The organism is Rhodococcus sp. K11/5 (genome assembly GCF_055193735.1).
In genome coordinates this window covers 3,171,993-3,197,130 of the sequence record NZ_CM143721.1, presented here as the reverse complement: position 1 = coordinate 3,197,130, position 25,138 = coordinate 3,171,993, and the positions used below count along the sequence as shown (strand labels likewise).

The window sequence follows — 25,138 nt, the reverse complement described above, 5'->3', positions numbered from 1 at the left end:
GGGACTGCGTCACGTCCATGCCAACCGAGACCGGTTGGCCCAGTAGCTTTCCGGCGATTCGGCGAGGTCGAGATCGCTCGCGTCGATCAGGTTGGGGTCGACGTCGAGTGCCGCGACATTCTGTTCGAGTTGCTCCACGGTGGCCGCGCCGGACAGCACGACATCAGCCCACGGTTGCGAGAGTGCAATCGCCAATGCGAGAGCGTCCCGGCCGACCCCGACCGAATCCGCACGTCGGGTCAGTTGCGACTCCTCGGCGACGAGTCGTCCATTGGCCATTGCCTCTTTGATCACGACGAACCAACCGGCGTCGTGTGCACGGGCCAGGGCTGGGCCGACGGACGGTTCGAGTGGGTTCCACGTCGACTGCACCGAACTGAACACCGCGATGTCGAGCGCCGCACGAACGACATCGGCTTGATGCGGACCGCTCGTGCTGATGCCGATGCGGGTACCGCGCTCGGCCAGGGCGCGCAGGTCGTCGAGAAGTGCAGGGTCGCTGAGGGCAGGACTGTCCGGGGTGACGCTGTGAATCAGGTAGTGGTCGGGTGCCCCGCCGAGGTCGCGCAGGGTCTGGGGCCACTGCTCGGCCAGGCGTGCCACCGAGTGCTCCTTGACCTCGTGAACTTCGGCTCCCCGCTGGAAATCGGCGACGTAGGAGTATCCCCATTTGGAGCCGATCGTCAGGTCCTCGCGCCGATTCGGCTGTCGTGACAACCAACTGCCGAGGAATTGCTCGGCCGACCCGTAGGACCGGGCGACATCCAGGTGCCGAACTCCGCTGTCCCACGCGGCGTCGAGTACTGCGTGGCACAGCTGCTCGAGGGCGACCGGATCGAATCGTCCGCCCACGGCAGTCGAGTGCCCGACCGTCAGGTACTCGGGGCGTCCGAGGGCAGCAAGGCCGAGGCCGAGTTGTGTCATGTCGTCAGCACTTTCTGTGGCGTACCGTCGTCTGAATGACGTTGAACTATTTCAAATTGGGAAATGGTAGCCCTCTGTTGCTCGTGCACGGTCTGGGCGTCGGGTGGCGATCCTGGTCTCCGATCATCGACGAGCTGGCTGCACACCGTGAGGTCATCGCTGTCGACCTACCGGGGTTCGGCGAGACGCCGCCGCTGACCGGCGAGGTATCGATCGCTGCTCTCGCCGATTCCGTGGCGGACTTCATTCGCGAGCACGATCTGGGTGGCATCTCCACCGCCGGTCAATCGATGGGCGGCCGAATCGTGCTCGAACTGGCGCGGCGCGGAGTCGGCGGCGACACCGTGGCACTCGACCCCGGTGGATTCTGGAGCGATCGCGAACGCACCGTCTTCGGCGCCACCCTCAAGCCGTCGATAGCACTGGTCAAAGCGTTGCGAGGCGCATTGCCGACATTGCTCGGCAACCCTGCGGGCAGGACCCTGTTGCTGGCACAGTTGTCGGCGCGGCCCTGGGCGCTCTCGCGTGAGACCGTGTTGCCCGACGTGCGCGGGCTCGCCGACTCCCCGTCGACCGGAGCCGCTCTGGATGCGCTCATTCACGGGCCGAAGCAGGAGGGCGCCGCGCCCGGAACGGTGCCCGGGCGGGTCACGATCGGCTGGGGGCGACGAGATCTGGTGACCGTGCCCAAGCAGGCCACGCGTGCGTCGGAGCTGTTCCCCGACGCGGTTCTGCACTGGTTCGAGCGATGCGGTCACTTCCCGCAATGGGACGCACCGAAGGAAGCCGTTCGACTGATCCTCGACCGCACCGACTGACGAAGGCGGCGTGGTTCGACGACGTCGGGCTTGTCAACCGAACACATAGGCGTCGGCCACCGCGACCACCACCGCCGACACGATGCCGATCCCGCAGCCGGCGGCGATCTGGACGCGACGCGACCGTGCTCGCGCGACGTACCCGGCTGCTGCGCCGATCACCGCGATGGCCACGGCTCCCGCCAAGAACGAGAACAGCGTCATGAACAGGAGCATCGTGATGATCGCACCGAGTGCGGCCCCGACGCTGCGTCCATCGGTGCCCGCGATGGCAATCGGAAACTGCCACACGAGGGCGGTGAGCCCTGCGGCCACCGGTGCGGAGACCGACGCCCAGAATGCGCCGTTCTTCATGCCTCTCGTAGCGGCTTCTCTCATCACCGCACACTAGGGCAGGCCGACCGGTGGCGACGTCTCGTCGGCCGGAACGTCAGGGACTCGAGTCTCGAAGGCTGTCGGGCCGCCGCCCGTCCTCGGTGACAGCTGCCGCTCCGCCCGAGCGTTTGGCGACGTACATCAGCTGATCAGCCGCTGTCAAAGCCGTTGCGAGAGTGTACGTCTGATCGCCCGACGTCAGGGTGAGTCGCACCAGCCCTGCACTCAGCGTCGCTCGGGGCGCGGTGCGGCCGGGCGTCGACACGGGCAGGGCATTCGCGAGTTCGCCGATGGAGTTCTGTGCCCCGATCGGTATCAGCATCGCGAGCTCCTCACCCCCGGTCCTGGCAACCTGAGCCTTGCGCGCCACGGCGAAGTCGTTCAACATCTCGGCTACCTCGCCGATCACGCGGTCTCCGACGTGATGGCCGTGGGTGTCGTTGATCGATTTGAAGTTGTCGATGTCCAGCACCGCGACGGCGTACGTTGCCGAAGGCTCGTTCGATGAGGGATCCGTCAATCGGAGGAACACGTGCTCCAGTCCCGAGCGGTTCAGTAGACCGGTCAATGGATCGATCAACGACCGTGCCGCGTAGACCAGCAGACGTGACCAGGTCAGCCGTGAAGCCCACGGAGTGAGGACCGCTGCGACCATCAGGACGTACGCGGCGAGTATCGCCGACGACGCCGACCAATCACCTTGATTCGTCGCCCGAACCGAGCAAGTGACGATCACCGTGACCGCCACCGCCAGGTGAAGGGTCAGCCATCGAGTTGCCATGAGGAGGGTGAACTGAGCGCCGAGGACCGCGAACAGAGAGCAACCGACGAGGCCGTAACGCGCGTCCGGTAGGGACAGAACGACGAACGCAGTGCCGATCTCGGCGAACACTCCGAAAGCCGTACACGGTAGGGCAGTCAACATCCAGTCGGTCGAGGCCCAGAGCACGGCGACGACGGCAGCAATGGCGGCCGCCCCTCCCACCGCGATTCGCGCGAGCGGAGAAGCAGGTCCGACAGAGGTGTCGAGGGCAACCCACAGGGCGATCGACGCGAAATTGAGCGTGCCGAATCCGATGCTGATTCTGAGGGTCGTGGCCGTCCCGGTTCCCGCGATGAGGTCGTACAGGCCAGGCGTTTCGAACTTCGCGGCTCGGGCGGTCACGGCGTGGCCTCTCGAGGACAGCGTGCAGAGTCCGATGTCACTCGAATGGCACGACAACATTTCCGACCGGTGTCGAACATAGCAAACATCCTCGTGTCCGCGACGCCGTTCCGAAATGGCGGGCAATGGTGAGTGGCCGGGGCCATTCGTACTGCTCGCGGGAACGCACTCGGCCGACCTACAGGGTGCAGCGGCTGCCGACCGGTGGTGACGTCCCATCGACCAGATAGTCGGCCACGATGTCGTTGACGCACTGGTTCGCGCCGCCGTACGCCACGGTGTGTTGCTCGCCGTCGACGGTCAGCAGGGACCCACCCAGGGTGTCCGCCAGGCTGACGCCGCCCTCGTACGGTGTGGACGGATCGCCGGTGATCGAAATGGTCAGGGTGTCGGGAAGCCCGTCGATGTCGGTGGCGTAGGGAATCCCGAGATTCGGTTCTGCGGGCCAGAATTCGCAGGGATCTCGCGCTCCGTCGGGTCCGAGTCCGGCGTCGGTGAACGGGGCGATCTCCTGAATTCTTCGTTTGAGCTCGACTTCCTGCTCCGGGGTGTTGCGGTCCTCGTCCATGCAGTTGACGGCGTACAGGGCCTCGGCGAAGTTGGGGTAGGAGCCGTCGTCGCTTCGGCCGCCGAACGCGTCGAGAATCCTCAGCATCGTGTCCGCGTTGCCGGCTGAGATCTCCGCGATCCCCCGGATGACGACCGGCCATACCGACGAGTCGTAGAGACCCGCGACGACGGCTCCGTAGGCGGCGTCGAAGTCCAGTTCCCGACCGTCCTCGGCGACGATGGGCGCGTCGATGAGAGGTCGGACGATGTTCTGGAAATTCTCGACGGCAACGTTCGGGTCGGTGCCGAGAGGGCAGTCGGGAGTGGCCGCGCAGGCAGCTGCCATCTCGTCGAAAGATCGTTGGAAGCCGGTGAACTGATCGAGTCTGCGGTCGGTGGTGCCCTGTCGGGGGTCGATCGCGCCGTCGAACACCATGGCCCTCACGTTCTGCGGAAACATTTCGGCGTACACCGCTCCGAGGCGGGTTCCGTAACTCTGGCCGAGGTAGGTCAGCTTCTCGTCGCCGAGCGCGGCTCGGAGAATGTCCATGTCGCGCGCGGCATCTCGTGTTCCTACGTGCGCGAGTACGTCCTCCCCGCCCGATCGCTCTGCGCACTGCTCCACCAGCCGCCGTGACCCGTCCTCGGACAGAGTCCTCGACCCCGTCAGCACGGTCGTGTAACTCTCGCCGGCGTCGTTCTCCTCGTCGGTGAAGCAATCGATGGCGGGGGTGGACGCACCGACCCCGCGGGGGTCGAACCCGACGAGGTCGAACCTCTCGGTCAACGGGCTGTCGGCCAGCGTCGTGGCTCCGCCGGCGGCCATAATCATGCCGGGTCCGCCCGGTCCGCCGGGGTTCATCAGCAGTGAGCCGATTCGCTCACCGGTCGCCGGTGCTTTCAACAATGCGATCTGTGCGGTGCGGCCGGTGGGGTCGTCGTAGTCGAGCGGCACGTCGACGCGGGCGCACAGAAACGACGGGTCGCTCGCGAAGGCGGCCTCGTCGGCCGAGGTCGTGGCGTACCCCTCGCAGGGTTCGAACGTCACGTCTTGGTCGTAGAACGCCTGCAGGTCGGGTTGGGGTCGACTGCAGCCACCGAGGACGAGGAGTGCTATCGATGCGGTGGCGACGATGGACGTCGCTCGGGGTGTGAATCCGGGCATGGGGGCCTCCGATCAGCAGGAACATCGTGGTTCGAACGGGAGTGGGCGAACAGTGTCGACCGTGCCGTGGGGGCACGGTCAAGGTCGGCCGACGAGGTGCGTGCTGGAGCGGCGGAACGCCCACACGGTGACCACGACGGCAAGCGCGAACAGCGGGGTGCCCATCGAGATCTTCGCGACGGCGAGCCATCCGGTGGCGTCCGCGTCGTACAACCGATCCTGCACCACGTAGCGGGCGGCGAAGAGCGCTGCGAACGCGAGGGTGGCAAGGTCGTGGGCGCGCAACACCGACGGGTCGGACCGCCATCGATACTTGTTGCCGTACAAAGCGTTCCACAGCAATCCGGTGAGCGGTCGGCGGATCACCAGCGACACGAGCACGGCCATCGCGCACGCCAAGCTGGTCCAGATGCCGACGAGGAAGTAACCGCCGGCGCTACCGGACCACGCCGCGACACCACCGGCCGTCACGACGCCGACGAGGCCGCCACTGGCCTGAGCGGCCGGCTCACCCCGCCCGAGTCGCCAGGCAGTGAGAACGAGAGCAACCGCCACGGCGACGGCGATCGCAGCAGGCAGGGGGACGATCGCGTTGGCGGTCACGAAGGCGACCACCGGAACGGCGGTGTAGACCATGCCGCTCGTGCCGCCCATGTTCTTCAGCAGCACCTGCGTGGCATCGATGTTCTGGGGGTTCTGCACCGACGTCGTCATCGCGTCCTCCTCGTTCGTTCCTCCGGCTGGGTGCTTTTCGCACGTCTCAGAGTCGTCGCGAGGGACGGATCGCGACAGTGCACCCGGACATCGTTTGCGATTACGCCGTCACCGATCGGTCATGACAGGTGTCATGAGCCTCCGAGTGTCACGTCCGGGCGAAGGGGCTCAGGTCCGAGGCTGCCGAACGTTCTTCTCGCGCCCGAACCGGGCGAGGTAGTGCCACACACGTTTGAGCGACTGCAGATCGAACTCCCCGGACCGCGCCGCCCGTCCGATGATGTCGGGGGCCAGGACCTCGCCCAGAGAGCGGGCGAGTTCGACGATCTCGATTCCCCGGTACTCGGGATCGAGGTCGTCCGTACGCATCCGAAACCCGGGGTGAAAACTCACCTCGCAGCCCAGCTTCTCCGCCGAGGCCTCGATGGCCGTTCCTCGTAACGAAGGATCGAGTACGACCGCGGCCACGTCGGTGGCGAACCGGACAGGCCCGTGAACGTGTGCTTCCACGTAATCGTCGAGATCGTCGAGTCCAGCCGCGTCGGCCGACGAACACAGCCGGGAAAGTACCTCCGGCCCTCCGACATCGGTGGGATCGAACACCGAGTCGGGGAAACAGAACGTCGTCCGATCCACGACCGACGTCCGCAACAGCGCGTACGCCGAACCGAATCGAACGGCACCCCCGTAGGGATCGCACCGTCTGTTCCACGCCCCGTAGACCGGTCGATCGGTGCCGTGAGTGCCGTCGTATCGACCGTCGAACAACCTGCTTTCCCAGCGCCATCGGGCGCCACCGGCGAACGCCGTGAGACCGCCGTTCGAGATCGTCGTCGCGAACTGCGAGAGATATTTGCCGTCGTCGGCCATCGACTCGATGACGGTGCGACCGGAGTGCGGCCAGTCGGGATGGAACTGGAGCGTGAGGGCGCCGGGGGCGTGGTCCATCATCGGCCTCCCGATCTCGAAGATTCGCGGTCGATCGTATCGCCGTCGACGTCGCCGTCGTCGGATCGGTTCCCCGCGACACCGTCGACCTGACGAAGGACGGTGACGACTCACAAGGCGTCGGGCCGGTCAGAGGACCGGCCGTCCGATACGGTTCGGCCACCGAGTGTGTCGAAGTGAGTACGGGGGTCGGCCGACGTGACATCCGCAAGCAGTTCGTCATGAGTCTCACTCGCGACTACTCGGAATGGAAGGCACTCGGGCCGGGCGGCCTGCCTGCCAACGTGGTGGGCTGGGCCGTCACCAAGGTCCTCACCCCGTGGGGGCGTGACCCGCTCACCGTCCGAGACGTGACGCGCTCGTCGACGGTGTGGGACCTGCCTACTCGCCCCGGCCCGCGCCCCACCGTCGCGCCGTACCCGATACCGCATCGCCAGAAGGACGGCCTCGCCGACGGCGGACCGGTGTCGGTCTTCGAGGTGCTGGAGTCCTACGCACGTGAGCATTCCGACCGGATGTACCTGTCACGCAGCCACTTCGAGAAGCGTGGAGACGCCCTGTACGTGGTCCGCGAGCACCGGCCGCCGGGTGTGGTGTCGCAGGCAGAGGGGGAGATCGCACACGTGCATTCCAGCGACGGGTCGCTGCACGTCGTGGCTCAACCGGCCGACGCCCAGCAGATCATCGACGCCGGGTGGGGCGAGTTGCACCCGCTGGCCGGACGCTCGGCCCTCGGACTGCCGGAGCCGTACGTTCTGCTGTATTCACCGCGCGACTCGGAGGACGCCGACGCGATCACGCGCATCCTTCACCGGGTGGTCGAGTCGGCGGTGGCCACCGGCCCGGCCTGATTCAGGGTTCGAGCAGGCGGAGCAGCCGACACCGCGTCGGCTGCTCCGCGTGCGGGAGGGAGTGCTACTTCGACGTGGCCTCGGCGGCCAGGCGGCCGAGCGTGTCGCCCAGCTGATCCTCGGTCACCAGCGGGAACTTCACCTTCTCCAGCAGCTTCTTGTCGGTGACCTTCGACCAGTCATAGGTGTGACGAACCAGCGTCTCGTTGGGACCCCGGGACTCCAACTCCCACAGCCATTCCCATCCGGGAGGCTCGGTGCCGGCGGGTGCGGTCTTCCATGCCAGCAACTTGTCTTTTGCGTACCCGGACACGTGATTGTCGGTCTGGTACTCCCCGCCCATGTGATCGCCCTGCATGTTCATCGTGAACACGTCACCGACCTTCTGGATGCGATCGGCGTGATCGACGCCGCGGATGAATCCCGAGCCGTCGAGGGCCTGGTGGCGTTCGGGGTTGGACAGGACGTCGAATACCGCGTCGACGGGCGCCTCGATGGTGCGTTCGACCGTGACCTTCGTTGTGTCGTTCATTGCTCCACCCTGCCTGCACTTCGTCGCCGGGGCAACGTCGGAAATGTCGGAGTCGGTCTACCTGCTGCCGGTGTCGATCTTGTAGTACGAGATCTTCCGGTACAGCGTCGCCCGGCTCATGCCCAGCAACGACGCCGCCCGAGCCATGGTGGGGTGACCGGACGACAGCACCCGGACGATCTCGCCCCGCTCGAACGCCTCGATGGTGCTCAGCCGATGCGTCGGACCCGCCAGGATCTCCGAGGGCAGTGCGCCGACGTCGACGGTGTCGGAACGGCTCACCGCGTGCGTCGCGACAGACACGAGCTGCGATGCGTTGCCCGGCCAGTCGTACTGGCGCAGAGCGCGTTCCGCGCTCGCAGTCGTGACGACCTCGCGTCCACGCACGGACCGGGCCACGTGTTGCAGGAGCGGTAGGACGTCATCGGGGCGGTCCCGCAGAGGAGGTAGCGACACCACGGACGTCACCGACGTCGCGAACGCGGCGGGTACGTCCGCCAGGTTCTCGATCGTCAGGATGGTCGGCATCGACTCTCCGGCGAGGGTCAGGGCACGCAGCCGGTCTGCGACGTACGCGGGCATGGCGTCGGCATCGCGGAGCACGACGACGGTGTCCTGACGACCGGCTTCGAAGGACCAGAGCTCGAACCAGGAGTCGAGCCCGTCGGGCTCCGGGACCGCGGCCATCAGGATTCGGTGGTGTGGGAACGCGAGTCTGGCCGCGGCCGCCGCGGCGGTGGCCCGTCCGGATCCTGGCTCGCCCGCCACCGCGACGACGGAGCCGGACGTGAGGCCGGTCCGGATCGCGGCGGTTGCGTCGTCCCACTTCGTACCCAGATCTGCCCAGCGCACGCTGGCACCGTGGTCGACGTGGAACAGGGTGCGGCGTGATCGTGCGGGGCGGTGGCCGTCGGAGCCGCGGGCCAGCATCGACGCGCCGATCGTGCCCGCCGCGGACCGCGCGAGGGTCAGGAGGAGGTCGCTCGACGTGTTCGACCACGTCGTCAGATTGACCGCCCCCTCGAGTCGGTTGGTGGTGGGATTGACCACGGGTGCTGCGGCACAGGTGAATCCGGTCAGGCTGTGCGAGTAGTGCTGGTCCGCACGCACCAGGGTGGGAGCGAGATCCGCGAGCGCGAGCCCGAGGCCGTTGGTGCCGACCTCGCGTTCGGAGTAGCCGAAGCCGGGTGCGAGATGGACGTCGTCGAGAGCGCGGAGAAGAGTTCGGTCGCCACTGACGCGGGTGAGCACGATGCCGTCCGCGTCGGTCAGCATCATGCCGACCGGCTCCGACGTCAGGGTCCGATAGAGGTCCGTCAGGACGGCGTCCCCGCACTCGTGGAAGAGCGATTCCGGAGCGTCCGTGCCGGCGAACACGGGTTCGACGGCGTCGATCGGAATGCCGTAGCGCTCGCTGCGTTCCCAGGACGCACGCAACCGGGCCGGCACCGGCCTGTCCACCGACTCGCCGCGTCGGGTGTCGAGGGCCCGGTGGCCGTCGATGTGTTCGGGCACCTGCACCTCCTCCCGCCGCGGCCGACGCATGGCCGTCACTGCATGTGACTCACATTACAGAACCGAGTGGGGGGTGTGTGTCTCAGATTGAGACGAGAACGGTCGCCCCCGCCGCAGTCGTGGCTCTTACGGTCGGGTCATACGTTGTGGCGCCAGTCACACAGGGAGGACCGATTCATGTACACCAAGGGCGACACCAGCTTCTTCATCGTCGATGCGCACGTTGCACTGTGGGACGCACGGGTGGAGAACCAGCGCAACATCCACGGCAAGCAATTCATCGACTGCTTCTACGACTACCACCGCAACCTGTCGCCCGAGAGCGAGCTCTGGACGTACGAGGAGTACCTGTACCAGGGCGGCGAGCGACTGATGCACGATCTGTTCGACATCGGCTACGTCGATCACGCCATCTTCCAGCCCGCGCACCTCGGCGAGTTCTACCACCGCGGTTTCGGCCAGACGGAGGAGGCATCGGCGCTGGCTGCCGCCCATCCCGACAAGCTGACCTACAACCACCACTTCGACCCGCGCAACGGTGAGCGGGGCCTCGACCAGTTGCGCGCCGACGCCGAACGCTTCGGACTGAAGGGCGTCAAGCTGTACACGGCGGAGTGGAACGGCGATTCTCGCGGATACAAGCTCGACGACGACTGGACGCGGCGCTACCTCGAGGTGTGCCGCGAACTCGGCATCAAGAACATTCACGTGCACAAGGGGCCGACCATCCGTCCGCTCGACCGCGACGCGTTCGACGTGGCGGACGTCGACCACGTGGCCACCGACTTCACCGACCTGAACTTCGTGGTCGAACACTGTGGACTGCCACGGCTCGAGGACTTCTGCTGGATCGCCACTCAGGAACCCAACGTCTACGCGGGTCTCGCCGTCGCCATTCCGTTCATGCACACGCGGCCGAAGTATTTCGGCCAGATCATGGGTGAGCTCCTGTACTGGCTGGGCGAGGACCGCATTTTCTTCTCCTCCGACTACGCGCTCTGGACACCCAAGTGGCTTGTCGAAGGGTTCGTCGACTTCCAGATTCCCGAATCCCTCGACGAGTACGCGCCCATCACGATCGAGCAGAAGAAGAAGGTTCTCGGTCTGAACGCGGCCAAGCTCTACGACATCGACGTGCCGGTCGAGCTTCGGCTGCCCGACGCCGACGAGACCGCGACGGGACCGCGTGGGGCGGATCGTGCGGCGGACGAGCAGTTGGTGGGTGCCTGAGCCATGACCAGAGCAGCCGCCGTGTTCGACGCGTTGAACGCCGTGATCGATCCCGAACTCGACGAGCCCATCACCGATCTCGATTTCGTCCAGTCGGTGACCGCGTCGGACGACGGTGACGTCGTCGTCCACCTCCGTCTGCCGACGTCCTTCTGTGCGCCCAACTTCGCGTACATGATGGCGTCGGACGCGAAGGACGTGCTGGCGGCCTTGGACTGGACCCGCACGGTGACAGTCGAATTGGACGACCACCACGATTCGGCGATCATCAACGCCGGCCTGGCGGCCGACGCGGGATACCGCGGGACCTTCGCGCACGAGGCCGACGAGGATCTGGACGAACTGCGGGCGATCTTCTTCCGCAAGGCACACATCGCGGCGATGGAACGGTCGCTGACCGCGTACGTCAAGCGGAACCCGGCGATGGATCCCGCGTCCGTCGCGTCGGTGACGGTGCGGGACCTGCCCGACGACGTGACCACGCGAGAACTGCTGAAGCGCCGCAGCACCCTCGGGCTCCCGGCGACGCCCGACGCCCTGGTGATGGTGGACCACCGGGGGGAGGGGTACGCCGGACTCGATGTGCAGCTCGCCCTGCGCCGGGCCCGATCGACTCGCATCTCCATCGAGGGCAACGCGCATTTCTGTCGCGGACTCCTCCGTACCCGCTACGACGACCCGAACCGCACCACGGTGTCCGCGTGATGCCGCATTCTCGGAAAGAAGGCTGAATCCATGAGTTCGATGCGAGCAGTACAGGTCGTGGGGTACCACGAAAAGCTGCAGATGACCGAGGTCCCGGTACCCACACCCACCGGCCCGTTCGACGTGATCGTCAGGATCGGTGGGGCGGGGGTGTGCCGGACCGATTTGCACATCCTCGAGGGCCAGTGGGCCGAGAAGTCGAACGTGCAGTTGCCGTACACCATCGGCCACGAGAACGCGGGCTGGGTGCACGCCGTCGGGTCCGCCGTCACCAATGTGGTGGAGGGTGACAAGGTTATCGTGCACCCCCTCATCACGTGTGGGCTGTGCCGCGCGTGCCGGTCGGGAGACGACGTGCACTGCGAGGTCAACCAGTTCCCCGGCATCGACACCCACGGTGGCTACGCGGAGTACCTCAAGACGTCGGCACGCAGCGTCGTCAAGATCGACGATTCGCTGGAACCCGCGGACGTGGCCGCGCTCGCGGACGCCGGACTGACGGCGTACCACGCCGTCGCCAAGGCGTCGCGCACGCTGACGCCACGCGACAAGGTGGTCGTGATCGGCGCAGGAGGGTTGGGCCACATCGGGATTCAGGTTCTGGCGGCGCTGACTCCCGCAGAGATCGTCGTCGTCGACCGCAATCCCGACGCGGTGAAGTTGGCGCTGTCCGTCGGCGCGCACCACGGTGTGGTGGCGGACGGGTCCCAGGTGGATCAGGTGCTGGAGTTGACCGGGGGATCGGGCGGTGAAGCGGTCATCGACTTCGTCGGCGAGGGTGGCGCGACCAAGCAGGGTGTCGCGATGCTGCGCCAGGCCGGGGACTACTACGTGGTGGGGTACGGCGAGAACATCGACGTTCCCACCATCGACATGGTGTCCGCGGAGATCAACATCCTGGGCAATCTGGTGGGGTCGTACAACGACCTGTGCGACCTCATGGCTCTCGCGGCGCGGGGGTCGGTGGTGCTGCACACCGCGAAGTACGCGCTGGACGACTTCCAGTCGGCGATCGACGATCTCGATTCCGGGAAGATCCGGGGGCGCGCGATTCTCACTCCGTAATCTCCACCGAATCGTGGACCTCCACGCCCGCTCAGCGGGTGTGGAGGTCCACGATTCCTCTGTCTCAGGGGAGCCGGTCTGCACCCCAGCTGCGCTGGATGTACCCGAGGACACTGTCGACGGCCGCAGCCGGCACCTTCTCCGGCTCCCCGTTCTCCAGCGGATCGGTGTGGTAGATGTACAGCCGAGATGCGAACTGGTCGAACGGAAGTGACCCTTCGCCGGCCTTCTCGCCGTTGGTCGCCGTACCGACGACCACGCCGTCGCCCCAATCCTGACCGCTGTCGTTGTTCGGGTTGAAGAAGAACACCCGCATGATGCCGTCCGGATCCGGAGCCACCCGCAGGATCGTGATGGCGTGCCACCCGACGTAGCGAGCCGCGCTGTCGGTGACCGCGACCCCCGCCGGCTGGGGGTGGATGAGCGGCTGGCCGCCGTTGTACTCCGGGTGATACGACGCGTGAAACTGTCGGATGAAGTCGTCGAGATCGATGAGGTTGCCGGTGGCGACGTCGACGTTGATGTGGAATCCGCGCGCCGACCACCACCCGTGGAACTCCGGATTGACCCAGCGGTGCGGATCCCCCGGACGGTCCGAGCAGCGGCGACCCATCTCGGCGTAGATGCGGTCGAGGTGGGGGACCAGGAGTTGCGAGACGGGGTCGAGGTCGATGGGCGACGCGGTCGCGACCCCGCCGACGCTGTCCTTCGACGAGATCGACTGTCCCTCGAAGTGCATGACGATCTCGTCGTCGCGCGCGGCCCAGACGACCATCTGCAACAGGTAATCGGGATCGTTGTACGCCCACATCGACAACGCACGCGCCGACTGGCACGTGGGGTTGTCGCCCTGACCGATGCCCAGGGGCTGACCCAGCATCGACACGAGCCCGCCGAGCAGCCGTGCTTCGGGCGCCGGCGTCGGGCCGAACAGATCGAGCAACCGCTGGCGCACATCGGGGGCCAGCGTCAGGTTCATCTGACGCCACAACGACGGCACGACGGGCGGTTGGTGCAGAATTCCGCGATCCAGGAGAAGCGCGATGCCGTACAGGCACTGTGCGGACTCCGGATGCACGGCCGCGGTGACGAGTGCGTGCATCAGTTCGGGGTAGCGCTGCAAGCACGTTCGGCCGGTCTCCGACACGCCCAGAGCTTCGCCCAGCAGGTACGGATTGTGCTCGATGAGGAACCGCGCCAGGGTCGCGTGGTACGGCGAGACCAACCCGGTGTCGTGCATCGCGCGCGCGAATCCGCGCGCCTCGAACTCGAGTCCCTCCGCGTCCATGACGTCGAGTCGGGAGCGGTACACCTCGACACCGGGGTCCTCGCGGCACGACTCGGTGGGGCCGAAGAGGGCGGAGATCAGACGATCGAGACCCTGTCCCGACGCGCCGAGGTCCACGTTCGGATCGCCGCGGTAGACGGCGATGCGCGTGACGATCGCCTTGACGTGGTCGACCTGGATCGGGCGCTGCCGGAGCAAGCGCCAGACCTCCTCGCCGAGCTCGTCCAGAATGCTGTCGTACCCGATCTCCTCGGCGACGTAGCCGAAAAGGTCGCGCACGAGGTGAGCCATGCGGCCCGAGCGCACGCGCTCGGCCTCCGACGGCGGCGAGAACAGAATCTCGAGGTTCATCGCCAGCACCTGGGACAGGAACCGCCGCGCGTCCTCCGCGCTCAGCGCCGGATGCTCGTACTCGCCGGCGATGATCGCGAGCATGCGGAGCTCGCTCGTCGCTTCCAGCACGACGGTGTCGACGTTGCCGCTCTTCATGCCGACCCCGACGAATGCGGGCACGAGGATGTCCGGGCTCGCCCAGTCCGTGCCCGCGAACAGGCCCGCCTCCTCGAGCGCGGCGGCGCGGTGACGCACCGCCGCGCATCCGCCCTTCTGCAGCAGGACACGCTGCAAAGAGTCCAGGACGCGCCGCACCTTGGTGTTCTTCGAGAATTCCGGTGCGGCGGCCAAGGATTCGGTGGCGTTGTCCAGCTGCGCCAACCGCGTGGTCAACGCGGGATCGATCTCGGGCCCACCCTCGTCGGCGTTCATCGTCTGTGACACAGCATCGAGTCCGTTCCCGAGTTCTTGCCTCACACGTAGAAGTCCAGTTCTTCCTGACGCTTGAGCAGGTCACGCATGCGGTACGGGTCGTCGCCGAAGAAGTACAACAGACCCCAGTGCGTACCGAAAGCGGTGCGCTTGGTGACGGTCTCCTCCAGCGGTGCCGCGAGATCGTTGGTCTCGTAGTAGTCGTCGTCCGCCGTCTCGGCCGGGATCTCGAGGTTGCTCACCACGCGACGGCGAGGGTAGACGCCGAAGCAGCCCGCGATCCCGTTGGCGTCGACCACCTCTCGCGGGAAGAACGCGTCGATCTCTTCCTCGGTGGTCTTGGGGTCGAACGCCAGCGCGAGGCCCTGGTAGGCGTTGAACCCGTAGGCGCGCTCGAGCAACTCGAACACCTTGAAGCCCGGCGGCCGGTACGCGACCTCACCGAAGTACATCTCGCCGTCGCTCGTGACGAAGTACTCCGGGTGGATGAACCCGAACTCGATGTCGAAGGTCTTGATGAGCTTCTCGATCTGCGCGGTGATCGCGGGCCGGTACTTCTCGAGCTCGGGGGTCGCGGGAACGAACACCGAGTATCCGAGGGTCACGTACTCGGAGATGTTGAGGAACTTGATCTTTCCGTTGTGGATCCACGCTTCGACGGCGAATTCCCAGCCGTCCAGGTGCGATTCCATCAGGGCAGGGAACTCTTCGTCCGGGATCGCATCGACTTCGTCGGGGGTGCGAATGACGCGGTGCCCGAGGCAGCCGGCCTTGTCGAACGCCTTGACGTGAATCGGATCGTTGGGGTCGCCGTCGAGCTTGAGGAGCGTCTGGTTGACGCGGCGCAGGAATCGAATGATGTCCTCGCGGTCGTGCGCTTCCTCGAAGATTCCGACGCGAATGCCGCCGAGCTGGGCGCGGCGCTTCATCAGCGACTTGTCGCGCAACAGCATCGCCTGACCGAACAGGCGGGGGTTGCCGAGCAGCACCGAGTTGATGGCACCGGCCCACTCGACCGTCTCCTCGTAGAGCGGGATGGCCACGTCGACGCCCTTGTCCTGCAACGTCTCCGCGATCTCGAGCGACCTGTCGTTGAGGCGCTCGAAGTTCCACGGGATGAAGGGGATGTCGTGCTCGGTGCAATACGCCTCGGCCCATTCCGGGGCCACGACCACGTACCGACGGTCGAAACTGTCCAGAGCTTCCACCGCGGCCAGGCTCCAGCCCAGCAGTGCGACGTACCCCTTCTCCGGGTTCTTCTCCAGCCGTGCCGACTGCGGCATACAGGTCCTTTCCATCGGTGTGTTCGTGGTCCGGTCGCACCTCACGTTACAGACAAGGGTGTCCCGCACCCCAACCGCGACGGGACCTACGAGGGCTGCTCGAACGATCGAACCGGTCGGTGTCGGGGGCGTCCGCGCAGGTCGACGCGGTTCGCCCCACGGATGACCGCCACCTGGCCGAACGGGCAGTCTTCGCCCGAACGAGCGTGGATCGCGTCCGAGGTGCTTAGCGTGGATACCGAACCTGCGACGAAAGGGTCGACCATGACCGAGTTCCCCGGGCTGTCCCACGTGGCCGTCACCGTGTCCGATCTCAGCGCGAGCACGGAGTGGTATTCGCGATTGTTCGGCTCGGAGCCCGTTCTCGACGAGGACGAGGAGTCGGGGAACTACCACCACACGGTCTACGCGCTCGGTGGCGGCATGTTGTTCGGACTGCACACGCACACCGCGGGCCGGACCGAGGGAGAGTTCGACGAACGCCGCTCGGGTGTGGACCACATCGCCTTCGCCTGCTCGCAGGACGATCTCGACGTGTGGGCGGCCAGACTCGACGAACTCGGCGTGGCGCACGGCGGAATCAAGCACGCCCACTACGGATCCGGTGTGTCGTTCCGCGATCCCGACGGCATCGCGCTGGAGTTCTTCGCTCCGCCCGCGTGAGGAATCGTGGACGTCTGCACCCGCTGAGCGGGCGTGGAGGTCCACGATTCGGTCGGGGAACAGTCCGATTCTCGTCTGCTCGAGCCTGCGGGTCATTACGCTCGAACGATGTTCGTACCCTTCGCAGTCAACGATTTCCTCGACCGAGCGGCCACGGTCTACCCCGACCGCGTCGGTGTGGTCGACGAGCCCATGCAGGTCGCGTCGAGCCAGGGTGAACTGACCTACGGGCAGATCGCGGACTTCGCGCGCCGGCAGGCGGCCCGACTCGACGAACTCGGCATCGGGGTCGGTGACCGCGTCGCCATCGTCAGCCACAATTCGAGTCGTCTGCTCACCTCGTTCTACGGGGTGAGCGGATGGGGACGGGTGTTGGTGCCCATCAACTTTCGCCTGCGCCCCGACGAGATCCGCTACATCGTCGAGGACTCCGGCGCGCGAGTTCTCTACATCGATCCGGAACTCGAGGAATCGCTCGCCGACGTCGAGTGCGAGCACCGATTCGTCCTCGGCGACGACGCCGATCTGTACGCCGCCGAGGGGTCCGTTCCGCGGCCCTGGGACGCGGACGAGAGCGCGACGGCGACCATCAACTACACCTCGGGAACCACCGCGCGCCCCAAGGGCGTGCAGATCACGCACCGCAACATCTGGGTGAACGCCGTGACGTTCGGGATGCACGCCGCGGCGGGGGATCGCGACGTCTACCTGCACACGCTGCCGATGTTCCACGCGAACGGGTGGGGACAGCCGTTCGCGATGACCGGGGTCGGCGCGAAGCACATCGTCATCCGCAAGATCGACGGCGCCGAGATCCTGCGTCGGGTCCGGGACCACGGGGTGACGGTCATGTGCGCCGCGCCCGCCGTCGCGGCCGCGGTACTCGACGCCGCGCAGACCTGGGAGGGAGAGATCCCGGGCCGCGATCGCGTGCGCATCATCATGGCGGGCGCCCCGCCGCCGACCAAGACGGTCGCCCGCGTCGAGCGAGAACTGGGATGGGAGTTCATCCAGATCTACGGTCTGACCGAGACCTCGCCCCTGCTGACGGTCAACCGCACGCGCGCCGAGTGGGATCACCTCGACCCGGAGGAGCGCGCGGCCAAGCTCACCCGGGCCGGCGCCCCCGCCCTCGGGGTGCGGGTGTCGCTGGACGCGGCGGCCGAGGGATCGGGGGAGGTGCTGGCGCGGTCGAACGTGGTGATGGAGGGCTACTGGAACAAGCCCGACGAGACGGCCGCCGCGCTCAAGGACGGGTGGTTCCACACCGGCGACGGCGGAGTCATCGGGGACGACGGGTACCTCACCATCGCCGATCGCAAGAAGGACGTGATCATCACCGGTGGCGAGAACGTCTCGTCCATCGAGGTCGAGGACTGCCTCTTCTCGCACCCGGCGGTGGCCGAGGTCGCCGTGATCGGCGTCCCGAGCGAGAAGTGGGGCGAGACCATCAAGGCGCTGGTGGTCCTCGCGCCGGACGAGGCAGTGACGGAGGCCGAGCTGATCTCGTGGTGCAAGGAACGTCTCGCCGGGTACAAAGCGCCGACGACGGTAGAATTCAGAGGTGAACTCGCCCGCACCGCAACCGGAAAACTGCAGAAGTTCAAGCTGCGCACTCCGTACTGGAGCGGTCTGAATCGTGAGGTCAACTGACACCGTCCCGCACGCACCGGCGCGCACGGCCGTCGATGGAATTCTGCCCTGGCTGCTGCTGATCGGTGGCCTCCTCGGCTTCGCGGCCGCGACCGTGTTGACCGTCGACAAGATCCGGCTCGAAACCGATCCGGCCTACACCCCGAGTTGCGACATCAACGCCACCGTCAGTTGTGGATCGGTCATGCAGTCACCGCAGGCGGCGGTGCTGGGCTTTCCCAACTCGTTCATGGGCGTCGGTGGCTTCGCGATCGTGGCCATGATCGGCGTGGCCCTCGTCCTGCGTCAGCATCTCGACCGATGGCTCTGGGGCGCGGTGCAACTGGGTGTCACCGCAGCCGTGCTCTTCGTGCACTGGCTCATCGCGCAGAGTCTGTACGTGATCGGTGCGCTCTGCCCGTACTGCATGGTGGTCTGGGCGGTGACGGTGCCGATCTTCTGGTACGTGACGCTGTGGAACCTGCAGCTGTGGAGCCGCTCGACTCCGCACGCGGAGAACCGGGTGGTGGACACTCTGCCGCGCCGCCACTGGGTTCCGGTGGCCGCCTGGTACGTGGTGATCGCAGTGCTGGTATGGCTGCGCTTCGGCTCGACGATCTTCTAGGTCAGCCCGCGAACGTCGGCGGGACCGCGTCGGACACCGACGCCACGAAGTCGCGCGCCACGTCACGCAGACGTCGATTGACGCGCTGCGATTCCGTCGACAGGACCGCGAACGCCGCGGCATCGTCGATTCCGCGCAGCGCCATCAGAATGCCCTTCGCCTGCTCGATGGGCGCCCGGTGCGCCGTCGCCTCCCGCAGACCGTCGATGGTCGCGAGCAGGTCGCGTTGCTCGTCGTGCCGCCGCAGCGCGTCCTCGACGGCGCCGACCAGGGTGGCGACCACCTGGCGGTCCACGTCGTCGAACGAGTGGGGGACGTGGGCGAACAGAGTCAGGGAACCGATGGCCCGGCCCGACGCGGTGACCGGAGTGCACATCATCTGCGCGATGCCGGTGGCGCGCGCCGCCGCACCGAAGTCCGGCCAGCGGGGATCCCCGGCGACGCAGTCGACGAGCACACCCTCGCCCTGACGGGCGGCGTACAGGCACGGGCCGTTGTCGGCGTCGTACTGCTCGAGGTCGATGGCGGTCACGGTGTCGGACGATGCGGCTGCCGCGAAGGGGACACCGTCGAGTTCGACGGTGATGCCGCAGTGATCGGCGCTGGGGATGCAGTCCAGGGCGATGCGCACCAACCGCTGCATCAGCTCCGCCGCGTGGTCGTCGTCGACGTCGAGGCCCGCGAGGCCGCGCACCGCGTTCGCGATCACGAGTGCAGAGGGTGTGGTGGCAGGAGTCGTCACCCCCACATTGCATCACGCGGCGTGCAGAACGCGCGGGCGGGCGGGCCACGGTCTCCGGTCGAACCCTGGTGACACCTCACCGTGATCGTTTCGAAGTTCCGTCGCTTTTCCCTCTCCACCTCGGTCGTCGGTACCCCGAGGGTTTGACGTCCTCCTGGTACGGGCACCCACGCTTCGCTTCGGAGCCATCCGCGCTCCGCACACGAAGGGCAGTCACGACATGAGTACTCACGAACCCACACCGCGCCGGGACGACGGCATCGTCGACGCGAGGACGACGGCGACACCGCACGCCACCGCCGCGCCGCTGACGTCCGACGGTCATGTCGATCGCCGCGAGATCACCGCCCGTCAGAAGGAGCAGTTCGGTGGCATGAAGTTCGGGTCCGCCTTCTTCGGTTGGCTCACCGCCACCGGCCTGACGGTGCTGCTCGTCGCCGCACTGACCGCCGCCGGTGCCGTGGTGGGTACGAGCACCGACACACCGCTGGACGAGGTGACCGGCGTGGTCAGCCAGGACGCGGAGACCGCCGAGACCATCGGTCTGGTCGGCGGCATCACGCTTCTCGTCGTGCTGTTGATCGCGTACTACTGCGGTGGATACGTGGCCGGCCGCATGGCCCGCTTCAACGGCCTCCGTCAGGGCCTGGCCGTGTGGATCTGGACCATCCTCGTCGCGATCGTCCTCGCGGTCGTCGCTCTGGTGGCCGGCGCGGAATACAACGTGCTCGAGCAGCTCGACGCCTTCCCCGCCATCCCGCTGGACGGCGACATCGGCACGGCCGGTCTGATCGCCCTCGGTGCGGCCGCTGCCGCCAGCCTCGTCGGCGCACTCCTCGGCGGTCTCGTCGGCATGCGCTTCCACCGCAAGGTGGACAAGGCCGGTCTGTAGTCCGACCTGCACCGACAATCGTGGACCCCTACACCCGCTCAGCGGGCGTAGGGGTCCACGATTCTTCTGTCACCGAGGCATCATCGCGAGCGCCTCGTCCAGACCGAGCACGTCGGCGTACTTGGCCCGCAGATCGAGCAGGTTCGACTCGTGCATCCCCGGCTCGCGATCTCCGCACGCGTCGGCGACCACCAGCGGCCGGAACCCGTGCTGCAGGGCGTCGGTGGCGCTCGCGCGGATGCACCCGCTTGTGGAGAGCCCACACAGGAACAGCGTGTCGACACCGCGGGCGGTGAGCGTCGCGGCCAATGACGTGCCGAAGAACGCGCTCGCGTACTGCTTCGTCACCACCGTCTCGCCGGGAAGCGGCCGCGGGTCCTCGACGAAGTCCGCGAGCGGGGATCCCTCGTCGAACACGCTCAGCGCCGGGATCTTCCGCTTGAACAGTCCACCGTCGTCGCCGCCCGGCTGGTAGCTGACCCGCGTGAACACCACCGGCACCCCGGTGGCCCGAGCCGCCGCGACCAGCGTCGCCGCCGCCTCGACGGCGTCTTCCACCGGGGCGCGCAATGGGGAGTCGTCGTCGAGGTACGCGCGGACGATGTCGATCACCAGCACCGCCGCGCTGCGCCCCGGCCCCAGATCGCCGGCGAAACCCGACTGCTGGTAGCTCGCGAGCGTGTCGCTCACGCGCGCACCGCTTTGCGCACATCCACCGGCGGCCGCGGAGCCGGCAGTCCGGTCTCCTCCTCGCACCGCTCGAGCAACACCTCGATCGACGGGCCCTTGTCGAACACCGGCAGTTCGCCGCGCTCGCCCGCCATGCTCTCGCGCAGAGCGGTGGTGGCGGCGCCGTCCACCACGCCGGCCGCGTCGCACACCACTCCGTACCTCGTGGCGCCCTCGACGCTGACCAGTCCGCGTCGAATTTCGAGGGCGACGAGTTCCGGGTCGCGCTGAAGTGGGTCGCCCCACCCGCCGCCGCCCCAGGTGACGAAGTGCAGGACGTCTCCGGTGCGGACCTCCACGTCGTGCACCTTGCTGGGCAGGATCTCGGTCTCACCCGACGCGCGAACCAACCATTTGCGGCCACGCGCACCGGGGGTGCCGCCGTTGACTCCCCACGGGTACGTCAGCCAGCGGTCGTCGTGGATGGCGATGGTGCCGGGCTGCTCGAAGAAGTACGTCACGTCGACGCCGTTCCCGCCGCGGTGGAGTCCGGCTCCGCCCGTGTCGGTCACGGTCTCCCACCGCTCGATCCGCAACGGGTAGTAGGACTCGAGGTACTCGCACGGGATGTTGACGAACGACGGCCACAGCGAATGGCCGTCGGGTCCGTCGCCCATCGGCCGACCGGGGATGCCGCCGAAGCCGATGGAGTAGAGCTGGAACCATTCGCCGTCCCGTGGTCCGCCGTCGTAGTGGCCGGAGTACATGAAGTGCGGGGAAGACGAGAACCCGGCCGCGTTGAGTATCTCCGGATTGTTCTTCCCCAGCAGCCCGCCGAAGAGATCGAAGACGCGGCCGATGCCGTGGTTGCGGCCGTTGAGAGCGGCCGGGTACCGCGGCTTCCAGAACGAGTCCTCGGGAATGGTCACGTCGATGAGCGGATAGAACCCGTCGTTCCACAGAATCTGGGGATCCGCGACCGTGATGACGTAGATGCCGAAGAACATGCGGACGAGGTTCTCGTTGATGAAGTAGTTGATGGGCCCGACGGCTTGCGGCGCATTCTTGCTGAAATCCAGGTGGATCTTCTCGCCGTGCCGAGTGAGCTCGATCGTCAGCTCGTACGGTCCGTACCCGCAGCCGTCGTCGCAGATGAAGTCGCTGAACTCGATGGTCTCGCCGTCGACGAAGAGCATCGCGAGAAGTACCTTCATCGCCTGATAGTTGCGCTCCAACAACGCGTCCAGGGCCGAGAGGTACACGTCGACCCCGAAGCGATCGCACAGTTCGACGATGCGCCGCGACGCCGTGGTGCACGCCGCGACGAGTCCGTTGAGGTCCGCGCGGTTCCAGTCCGGTTTGCGGACCTGGTTGAGGATGATCTCCAGCGCGGTCTCGTTGAGCTCGCCCCCGCCGTAGAGCTTGAAGGGCGGGATCACCACACCCTCCTCGAAGATGGTGTGCGCGTCGGTGGGCATCGACGACGGGGTCTTGCCGCCGACGTCCGACATGTGCCCGAACATCGACGACCAGCCGACGACGCGGCCGCTGTGGAAGATCGGCAGCACGATCAGCCAGTCGTTGGCGTGACTGATGGCCGCGCCGCACGCGTACGGGTCGGAGGTGAGCAGGATGTCGCCCTCCCCGACGGTGCCGTCGAAATTGTCGAGGAAGTCGGGAACCGACAGCCCGAACTGTCCGACGACCATCTTTCCGCTCGGATCGGCGATGAGCGGAAACTCGTCGTGCTGTTCGCGGATGCCGGGGGACAGCGCGGTGCGGAAGAGCACCTCGTCCATCTCGGTGCGGGCGTTGCGGAGGGCGTTCTCGATGATGTCGAGGGTGATGGGGTCCACCGGAACGGTGGTGAACGGGGTCTGCGAGGTCTCGATGATGGTCGCCATCTAGGGCTCCTGGATTCGGCGGATCGGATTCGACGGGGTCACGAGCGGGGTGTGATGAGCAGGCTGGCGCTGGAATGCACGGTGGCGGAGTGGCCGGACAGCACCAGGGTGGTCGAATCCATCTCGGTGATCACCGCCGGCCCGTCGATCACGTTGCCGGCGAGCAGCTTCGAGCGGTCGTACACCCGGGCGGGGACGTGCTCGCCGTCCATCCAGACGGTGGATTCCGAGACGAACGCGCCCGACGGATCCGCGTCGCCGTCGTCCAGCGCCGAGAACGCCACCTCCGGACGTGGACCGCTGACGGTCACGCGCAGGTTGATCACCTCTCGCTCGTTCTTCAGCAGGAAGGAGAAGAGACGCTGGTGTTCGGCGTCGAACGCCGCGCCCAGGGTGTCGAGCAGTTCTCCGGACTCCAGCGTCGTCGCCTCCAGGTCGACGGGAATCTCGAATCCCTGCCCCTGGTATCGGAGATCCACCTGAAATTTCGCCGTTTGATGATCGCTCGAGACACCCTCGGCGGACAGTCGGTCGGCGGCGGCACCCGCCAGTTCGACCAGCGCCGAACGCAATTCGTCGTCGCTCAGCTCGGAGAACGCGCGGACCATGGTGCGCGCGGTCTCGTCGCGCAGGCACGTGGTGGCGTCGCCGTACGCACACAGCACGCCGGGGGAGGGCGGAACGATCACGGGCCACGACCCGGTCAGTCGGCCGAGAGCGTTGGCGTGCAGCGGCCCGGCGCCGCCGAAGGCGACCAGCGCGAAATCGCGAGGGTCGTACCCCTGCTGAACGCTCACCAGTCGCAGCGCACCGAACATGTTCTCGTTGACGATGTCGACGATTCCCGACGCGGCGGCCTCCGGACTCGCGAGCGTCATCGCGTCGGCGATGGAAGCGACGGCGCGTCGGCTGGCGTCGACATCGAGAGTGACGGCGCCACCGGCCAATTCGCGGGGCAGATAGCCCAGGACCACGTTGGCGTCGGTGACGGTGGGCTCGGTGCCGCCGTTCCCGTAGGCGGCGGGGCCGGGATCGGCGCCCGCGGATTGGGGCCCGACCCGGAGCGCCCGGGTGAGTTCCGGGACGTGCGCGATGGAACCGCCGCCGGCTCCGACGGTGCGAACGTCGACGCTCGTGGCTCGCACCGCGAGATCGCCGACCTTGGTCTCGCGCCCGATGCGAGGCTCCCCGCCGAGAACGAGGGCGACATCGGTGGACGTTCCGCCCATGTCGAAGGTGAGGAAGTCGGAGTACCCGGCCTGCTCGGCGAACCACACGGCGCCGGTGACGCCGCCCGCGGGACCCGAGAGCAGCAACGAGACCGGATCCTCGGCGGCCTTGGCCGACTGCACCAGCCCTCCGTCGCTGCGCAGGATCGACAGCGGCGCCGTGATCCCCTTGTCCTGCAACGACCGGTCCAGGTTGCGCACGTACCGCGAGACCTCCGGCTGCACGTAGCTGTTGACGACGGTGGTCAAAGTGCGCTCGTACTCGCGCATCTCGGGCAGGACGTGGCTCGAGATCGAGATCGGAATGCCGGGCAGTTCCTCCTCGGCCCAGGCGGCGACCTGTTTCTCGTGGGTGTCGTCGGTGTAGGCGTTGATGAGCGAGATCGTCAGGGCCTCGATGTCGGCGTCCGCAAGTTTCCGGAGCTCGGTGCGTGCCTGCTGCTCGTCGAGCGGCGTGATCTCGGTTCCGTCGGCTCCGAGTCGGCCCACCACCTCGACGGTGTGCTCGAGCTTCGCCAGGGGTTCGGGTTTGGGCCAGATGATCCACCCGGCGAGCCCGCCGGGGACGTACGACCGGGCGATCTGCAGTACCTGTCGGAACCCGTCGGTGGTGACGAGGCCGACACGAGCTCCGCGTCCCTCCAGGATGGCGTTGGTGGCGACGGTGGTGCCGTGGAGCACCTGTCCGACCTCCGAGGGGTCGATGCCGGCTTCCTCGCACACCTGCGCGACGCCGTTGAGCACACCGACGGATTGGTCCGCGGGCGTCGACGGGGTCTTGGCCCGATAGGTGGTGCCCGAGGTTTCTTCGAGGAGCAGCACGTCGGTGAAGGTCCCGCCGACGTCGACTCCGAGTCGATAACGCATGGTGTTCTCCCGTGGGTGCGTGA

Annotated in this window: 23 protein-coding genes; 9 read left to right on the top strand and 14 right to left on the bottom strand. The window is 67.0% G+C overall.

Features of this window, described 5'->3' with window-relative positions; all coding sequences use genetic code 11:
* Positions 1 to 9: 9 nt before the first annotated feature.
* Entirely contained in the window at positions 10 to 924 is a 915-nt protein-coding gene (locus tag ACY466_RS15045; RefSeq protein ID WP_463246221.1) for an aldo/keto reductase, read from the bottom strand.
* Positions 925 to 959: 35 nt separating this feature from the next.
* Here ACY466_RS15045 and ACY466_RS15040 point away from each other — a divergent pair, with 35 nt between their 5' ends.
* Positions 960 to 1,742 (top strand): alpha/beta fold hydrolase, encoded by a 783-nt coding sequence (locus tag ACY466_RS15040; protein WP_463246219.1) that lies wholly within the window; start codon positions 960 to 962, stop codon positions 1,740 to 1,742.
* Positions 1,743 to 1,775: 33 nt separating this feature from the next.
* On the opposite strand, the gene ACY466_RS15035 is transcribed toward ACY466_RS15040, so the two are convergent.
* From ACY466_RS15035 to ACY466_RS15015, 5 genes are all read right to left on the bottom strand, one after another.
* Positions 1,776 to 2,120, bottom strand: coding sequence for a hypothetical protein (locus ACY466_RS15035; protein ID WP_463246217.1), 345 nt, complete (start codon positions 2,118 to 2,120; stop codon positions 1,776 to 1,778).
* 52 nt (positions 2,121 to 2,172) lie between these two features.
* Complete coding sequence (locus ACY466_RS15030; protein ID WP_463246215.1) at positions 2,173 to 3,282, bottom strand: GGDEF domain-containing protein; 1,110 nt, start codon at positions 3,280 to 3,282, stop codon at positions 2,173 to 2,175.
* 178 nt (positions 3,283 to 3,460) lie between these two features.
* Positions 3,461 to 4,996 carry an alpha/beta hydrolase gene (locus ACY466_RS15025; protein ID WP_463246214.1) on the bottom strand — a complete coding sequence of 512 codons (1,536 nt, stop codon included), beginning with the start codon at positions 4,994 to 4,996 and terminating at the stop codon, positions 3,461 to 3,463.
* A 78-nt stretch (positions 4,997 to 5,074) separates the two neighbouring features.
* Positions 5,075 to 5,710, bottom strand: a complete 636-nt coding sequence (locus tag ACY466_RS15020; RefSeq protein WP_463246212.1) for a DUF3159 domain-containing protein — start codon at positions 5,708 to 5,710, stop codon at positions 5,075 to 5,077.
* Between the two features lie 168 nt (positions 5,711 to 5,878).
* Positions 5,879 to 6,661 carry a DUF3626 domain-containing protein gene (locus ACY466_RS15015; protein WP_463246210.1) on the bottom strand — a complete coding sequence of 261 codons (783 nt, stop codon included), beginning with the start codon at positions 6,659 to 6,661 and terminating at the stop codon, positions 5,879 to 5,881.
* Between the two features lie 218 nt (positions 6,662 to 6,879).
* On the opposite strand from ACY466_RS15015, the gene ACY466_RS15010 reads away from it, so the two are divergent.
* Positions 6,880 to 7,509: a luciferase domain-containing protein gene (locus tag ACY466_RS15010; RefSeq protein ID WP_463246208.1), complete on the top strand. Its 630-nt coding sequence runs from the start codon at positions 6,880 to 6,882 to the stop codon at positions 7,507 to 7,509.
* 64 nt (positions 7,510 to 7,573) lie between these two features.
* Here the strand turns inward: ACY466_RS15010 and ACY466_RS15005 are convergent, their stop codons facing one another.
* Positions 7,574 to 8,041: an SRPBCC family protein gene (locus ACY466_RS15005; RefSeq protein WP_463246206.1), complete on the bottom strand. Its 468-nt coding sequence runs from the start codon at positions 8,039 to 8,041 to the stop codon at positions 7,574 to 7,576.
* Between the two features lie 57 nt (positions 8,042 to 8,098).
* Complete coding sequence (locus tag ACY466_RS15000) at positions 8,099 to 9,556, bottom strand: AAA-type ATPase lid domain-containing protein (RefSeq protein ID WP_463246204.1); 1,458 nt, start codon at positions 9,554 to 9,556, stop codon at positions 8,099 to 8,101.
* Between the two features lie 177 nt (positions 9,557 to 9,733).
* Between ACY466_RS15000 and ACY466_RS14995 the strand changes: the two genes are divergently transcribed.
* Genes ACY466_RS14995 through ACY466_RS14985 form a run of 3 tightly spaced genes read left to right on the top strand, consistent with a single transcriptional unit; the run spans position 9,734 to position 12,556 of the window.
* Entirely contained in the window at positions 9,734 to 10,786 is a 1,053-nt protein-coding gene (locus tag ACY466_RS14995) for an amidohydrolase family protein (RefSeq protein WP_463246202.1), read from the top strand.
* A 3-nt stretch (positions 10,787 to 10,789) separates the two neighbouring features.
* Entirely contained in the window at positions 10,790 to 11,491 is a 702-nt protein-coding gene (locus tag ACY466_RS14990; RefSeq protein WP_463246200.1) for an iron-sulfur cluster assembly protein, read from the top strand.
* A 39-nt stretch (positions 11,492 to 11,530) separates the two neighbouring features.
* Entirely contained in the window at positions 11,531 to 12,556 is a 1,026-nt protein-coding gene (locus tag ACY466_RS14985; RefSeq protein WP_463252312.1) for an NAD(P)-dependent alcohol dehydrogenase, read from the top strand.
* A gap of 64 nt (positions 12,557 to 12,620) precedes the next feature.
* On the opposite strand, the gene ACY466_RS14980 is transcribed toward ACY466_RS14985, so the two are convergent.
* Complete coding sequence (locus ACY466_RS14980; RefSeq protein WP_463252311.1) at positions 12,621 to 14,609, bottom strand: hypothetical protein; 1,989 nt, start codon at positions 14,607 to 14,609, stop codon at positions 12,621 to 12,623.
* A 41-nt stretch (positions 14,610 to 14,650) separates the two neighbouring features.
* Positions 14,651 to 15,892, bottom strand: a complete 1,242-nt coding sequence (locus ACY466_RS14975) for an ATP-grasp domain-containing protein (RefSeq protein ID WP_463246198.1) — start codon at positions 15,890 to 15,892, stop codon at positions 14,651 to 14,653.
* A gap of 264 nt (positions 15,893 to 16,156) precedes the next feature.
* Here ACY466_RS14975 and ACY466_RS14970 point away from each other — a divergent pair, with 264 nt between their 5' ends.
* The 3 genes from ACY466_RS14970 to ACY466_RS14960 all read left to right on the top strand — a co-directional run bounded on the left by ACY466_RS14970 (position 16,157) and on the right by ACY466_RS14960 (position 18,812).
* Complete coding sequence (locus tag ACY466_RS14970; protein ID WP_463246196.1) at positions 16,157 to 16,555, top strand: VOC family protein; 399 nt, start codon at positions 16,157 to 16,159, stop codon at positions 16,553 to 16,555.
* Positions 16,556 to 16,663: 108 nt separating this feature from the next.
* Positions 16,664 to 18,208, top strand: a complete 1,545-nt coding sequence (locus ACY466_RS14965; RefSeq protein ID WP_463246194.1) for an AMP-binding protein — start codon at positions 16,664 to 16,666, stop codon at positions 18,206 to 18,208.
* Positions 18,195 to 18,812 carry a vitamin K epoxide reductase family protein gene (locus ACY466_RS14960; RefSeq protein ID WP_463246192.1) on the top strand — a complete coding sequence of 206 codons (618 nt, stop codon included), beginning with the start codon at positions 18,195 to 18,197 and terminating at the stop codon, positions 18,810 to 18,812. The genes ACY466_RS14965 and ACY466_RS14960 overlap by 14 nt, the downstream gene beginning before the upstream one ends.
* 1 nt (position 18,813) lies before the next feature.
* On the opposite strand, the gene ACY466_RS14955 is transcribed toward ACY466_RS14960, so the two are convergent.
* Entirely contained in the window at positions 18,814 to 19,521 is a 708-nt protein-coding gene (locus tag ACY466_RS14955) for a GAF domain-containing protein (RefSeq protein WP_463246190.1), read from the bottom strand.
* 253 nt (positions 19,522 to 19,774) lie between these two features.
* Here ACY466_RS14955 and ACY466_RS14950 point away from each other — a divergent pair, with 253 nt between their 5' ends.
* The gene (locus tag ACY466_RS14950) at positions 19,775 to 20,446 is read left to right on the top strand and encodes a hypothetical protein (RefSeq protein ID WP_463246188.1); all 672 of its coding nucleotides are present in this window, start codon (positions 19,775 to 19,777) and stop codon (positions 20,444 to 20,446) included.
* 69 nt (positions 20,447 to 20,515) lie between these two features.
* Here the strand turns inward: ACY466_RS14950 and ACY466_RS14945 are convergent, their stop codons facing one another.
* From ACY466_RS14945 to ACY466_RS14935, 3 genes are read right to left on the bottom strand one after another with little or no spacing between them, the layout of a single operon-like run.
* On the bottom strand, positions 20,516 to 21,136 hold the full coding sequence (locus ACY466_RS14945; RefSeq protein ID WP_463246186.1) for an isochorismatase family protein: 621 nt from the start codon (positions 21,134 to 21,136) through the stop codon (positions 20,516 to 20,518).
* A complete protein-coding gene (locus ACY466_RS14940) occupies positions 21,133 to 23,019 on the bottom strand; it encodes a hydantoinase B/oxoprolinase family protein (RefSeq protein ID WP_463246184.1) in 1,887 nt (628 codons plus the stop codon). The genes ACY466_RS14945 and ACY466_RS14940 overlap by 4 nt, the downstream gene beginning before the upstream one ends.
* Positions 23,020 to 23,057: 38 nt before the next feature.
* Positions 23,058 to 25,115 carry a hydantoinase/oxoprolinase family protein gene (locus ACY466_RS14935; protein WP_463246182.1) on the bottom strand — a complete coding sequence of 686 codons (2,058 nt, stop codon included), beginning with the start codon at positions 25,113 to 25,115 and terminating at the stop codon, positions 23,058 to 23,060.
* Positions 25,116 to 25,138: the final 23 nt, after the last annotated feature.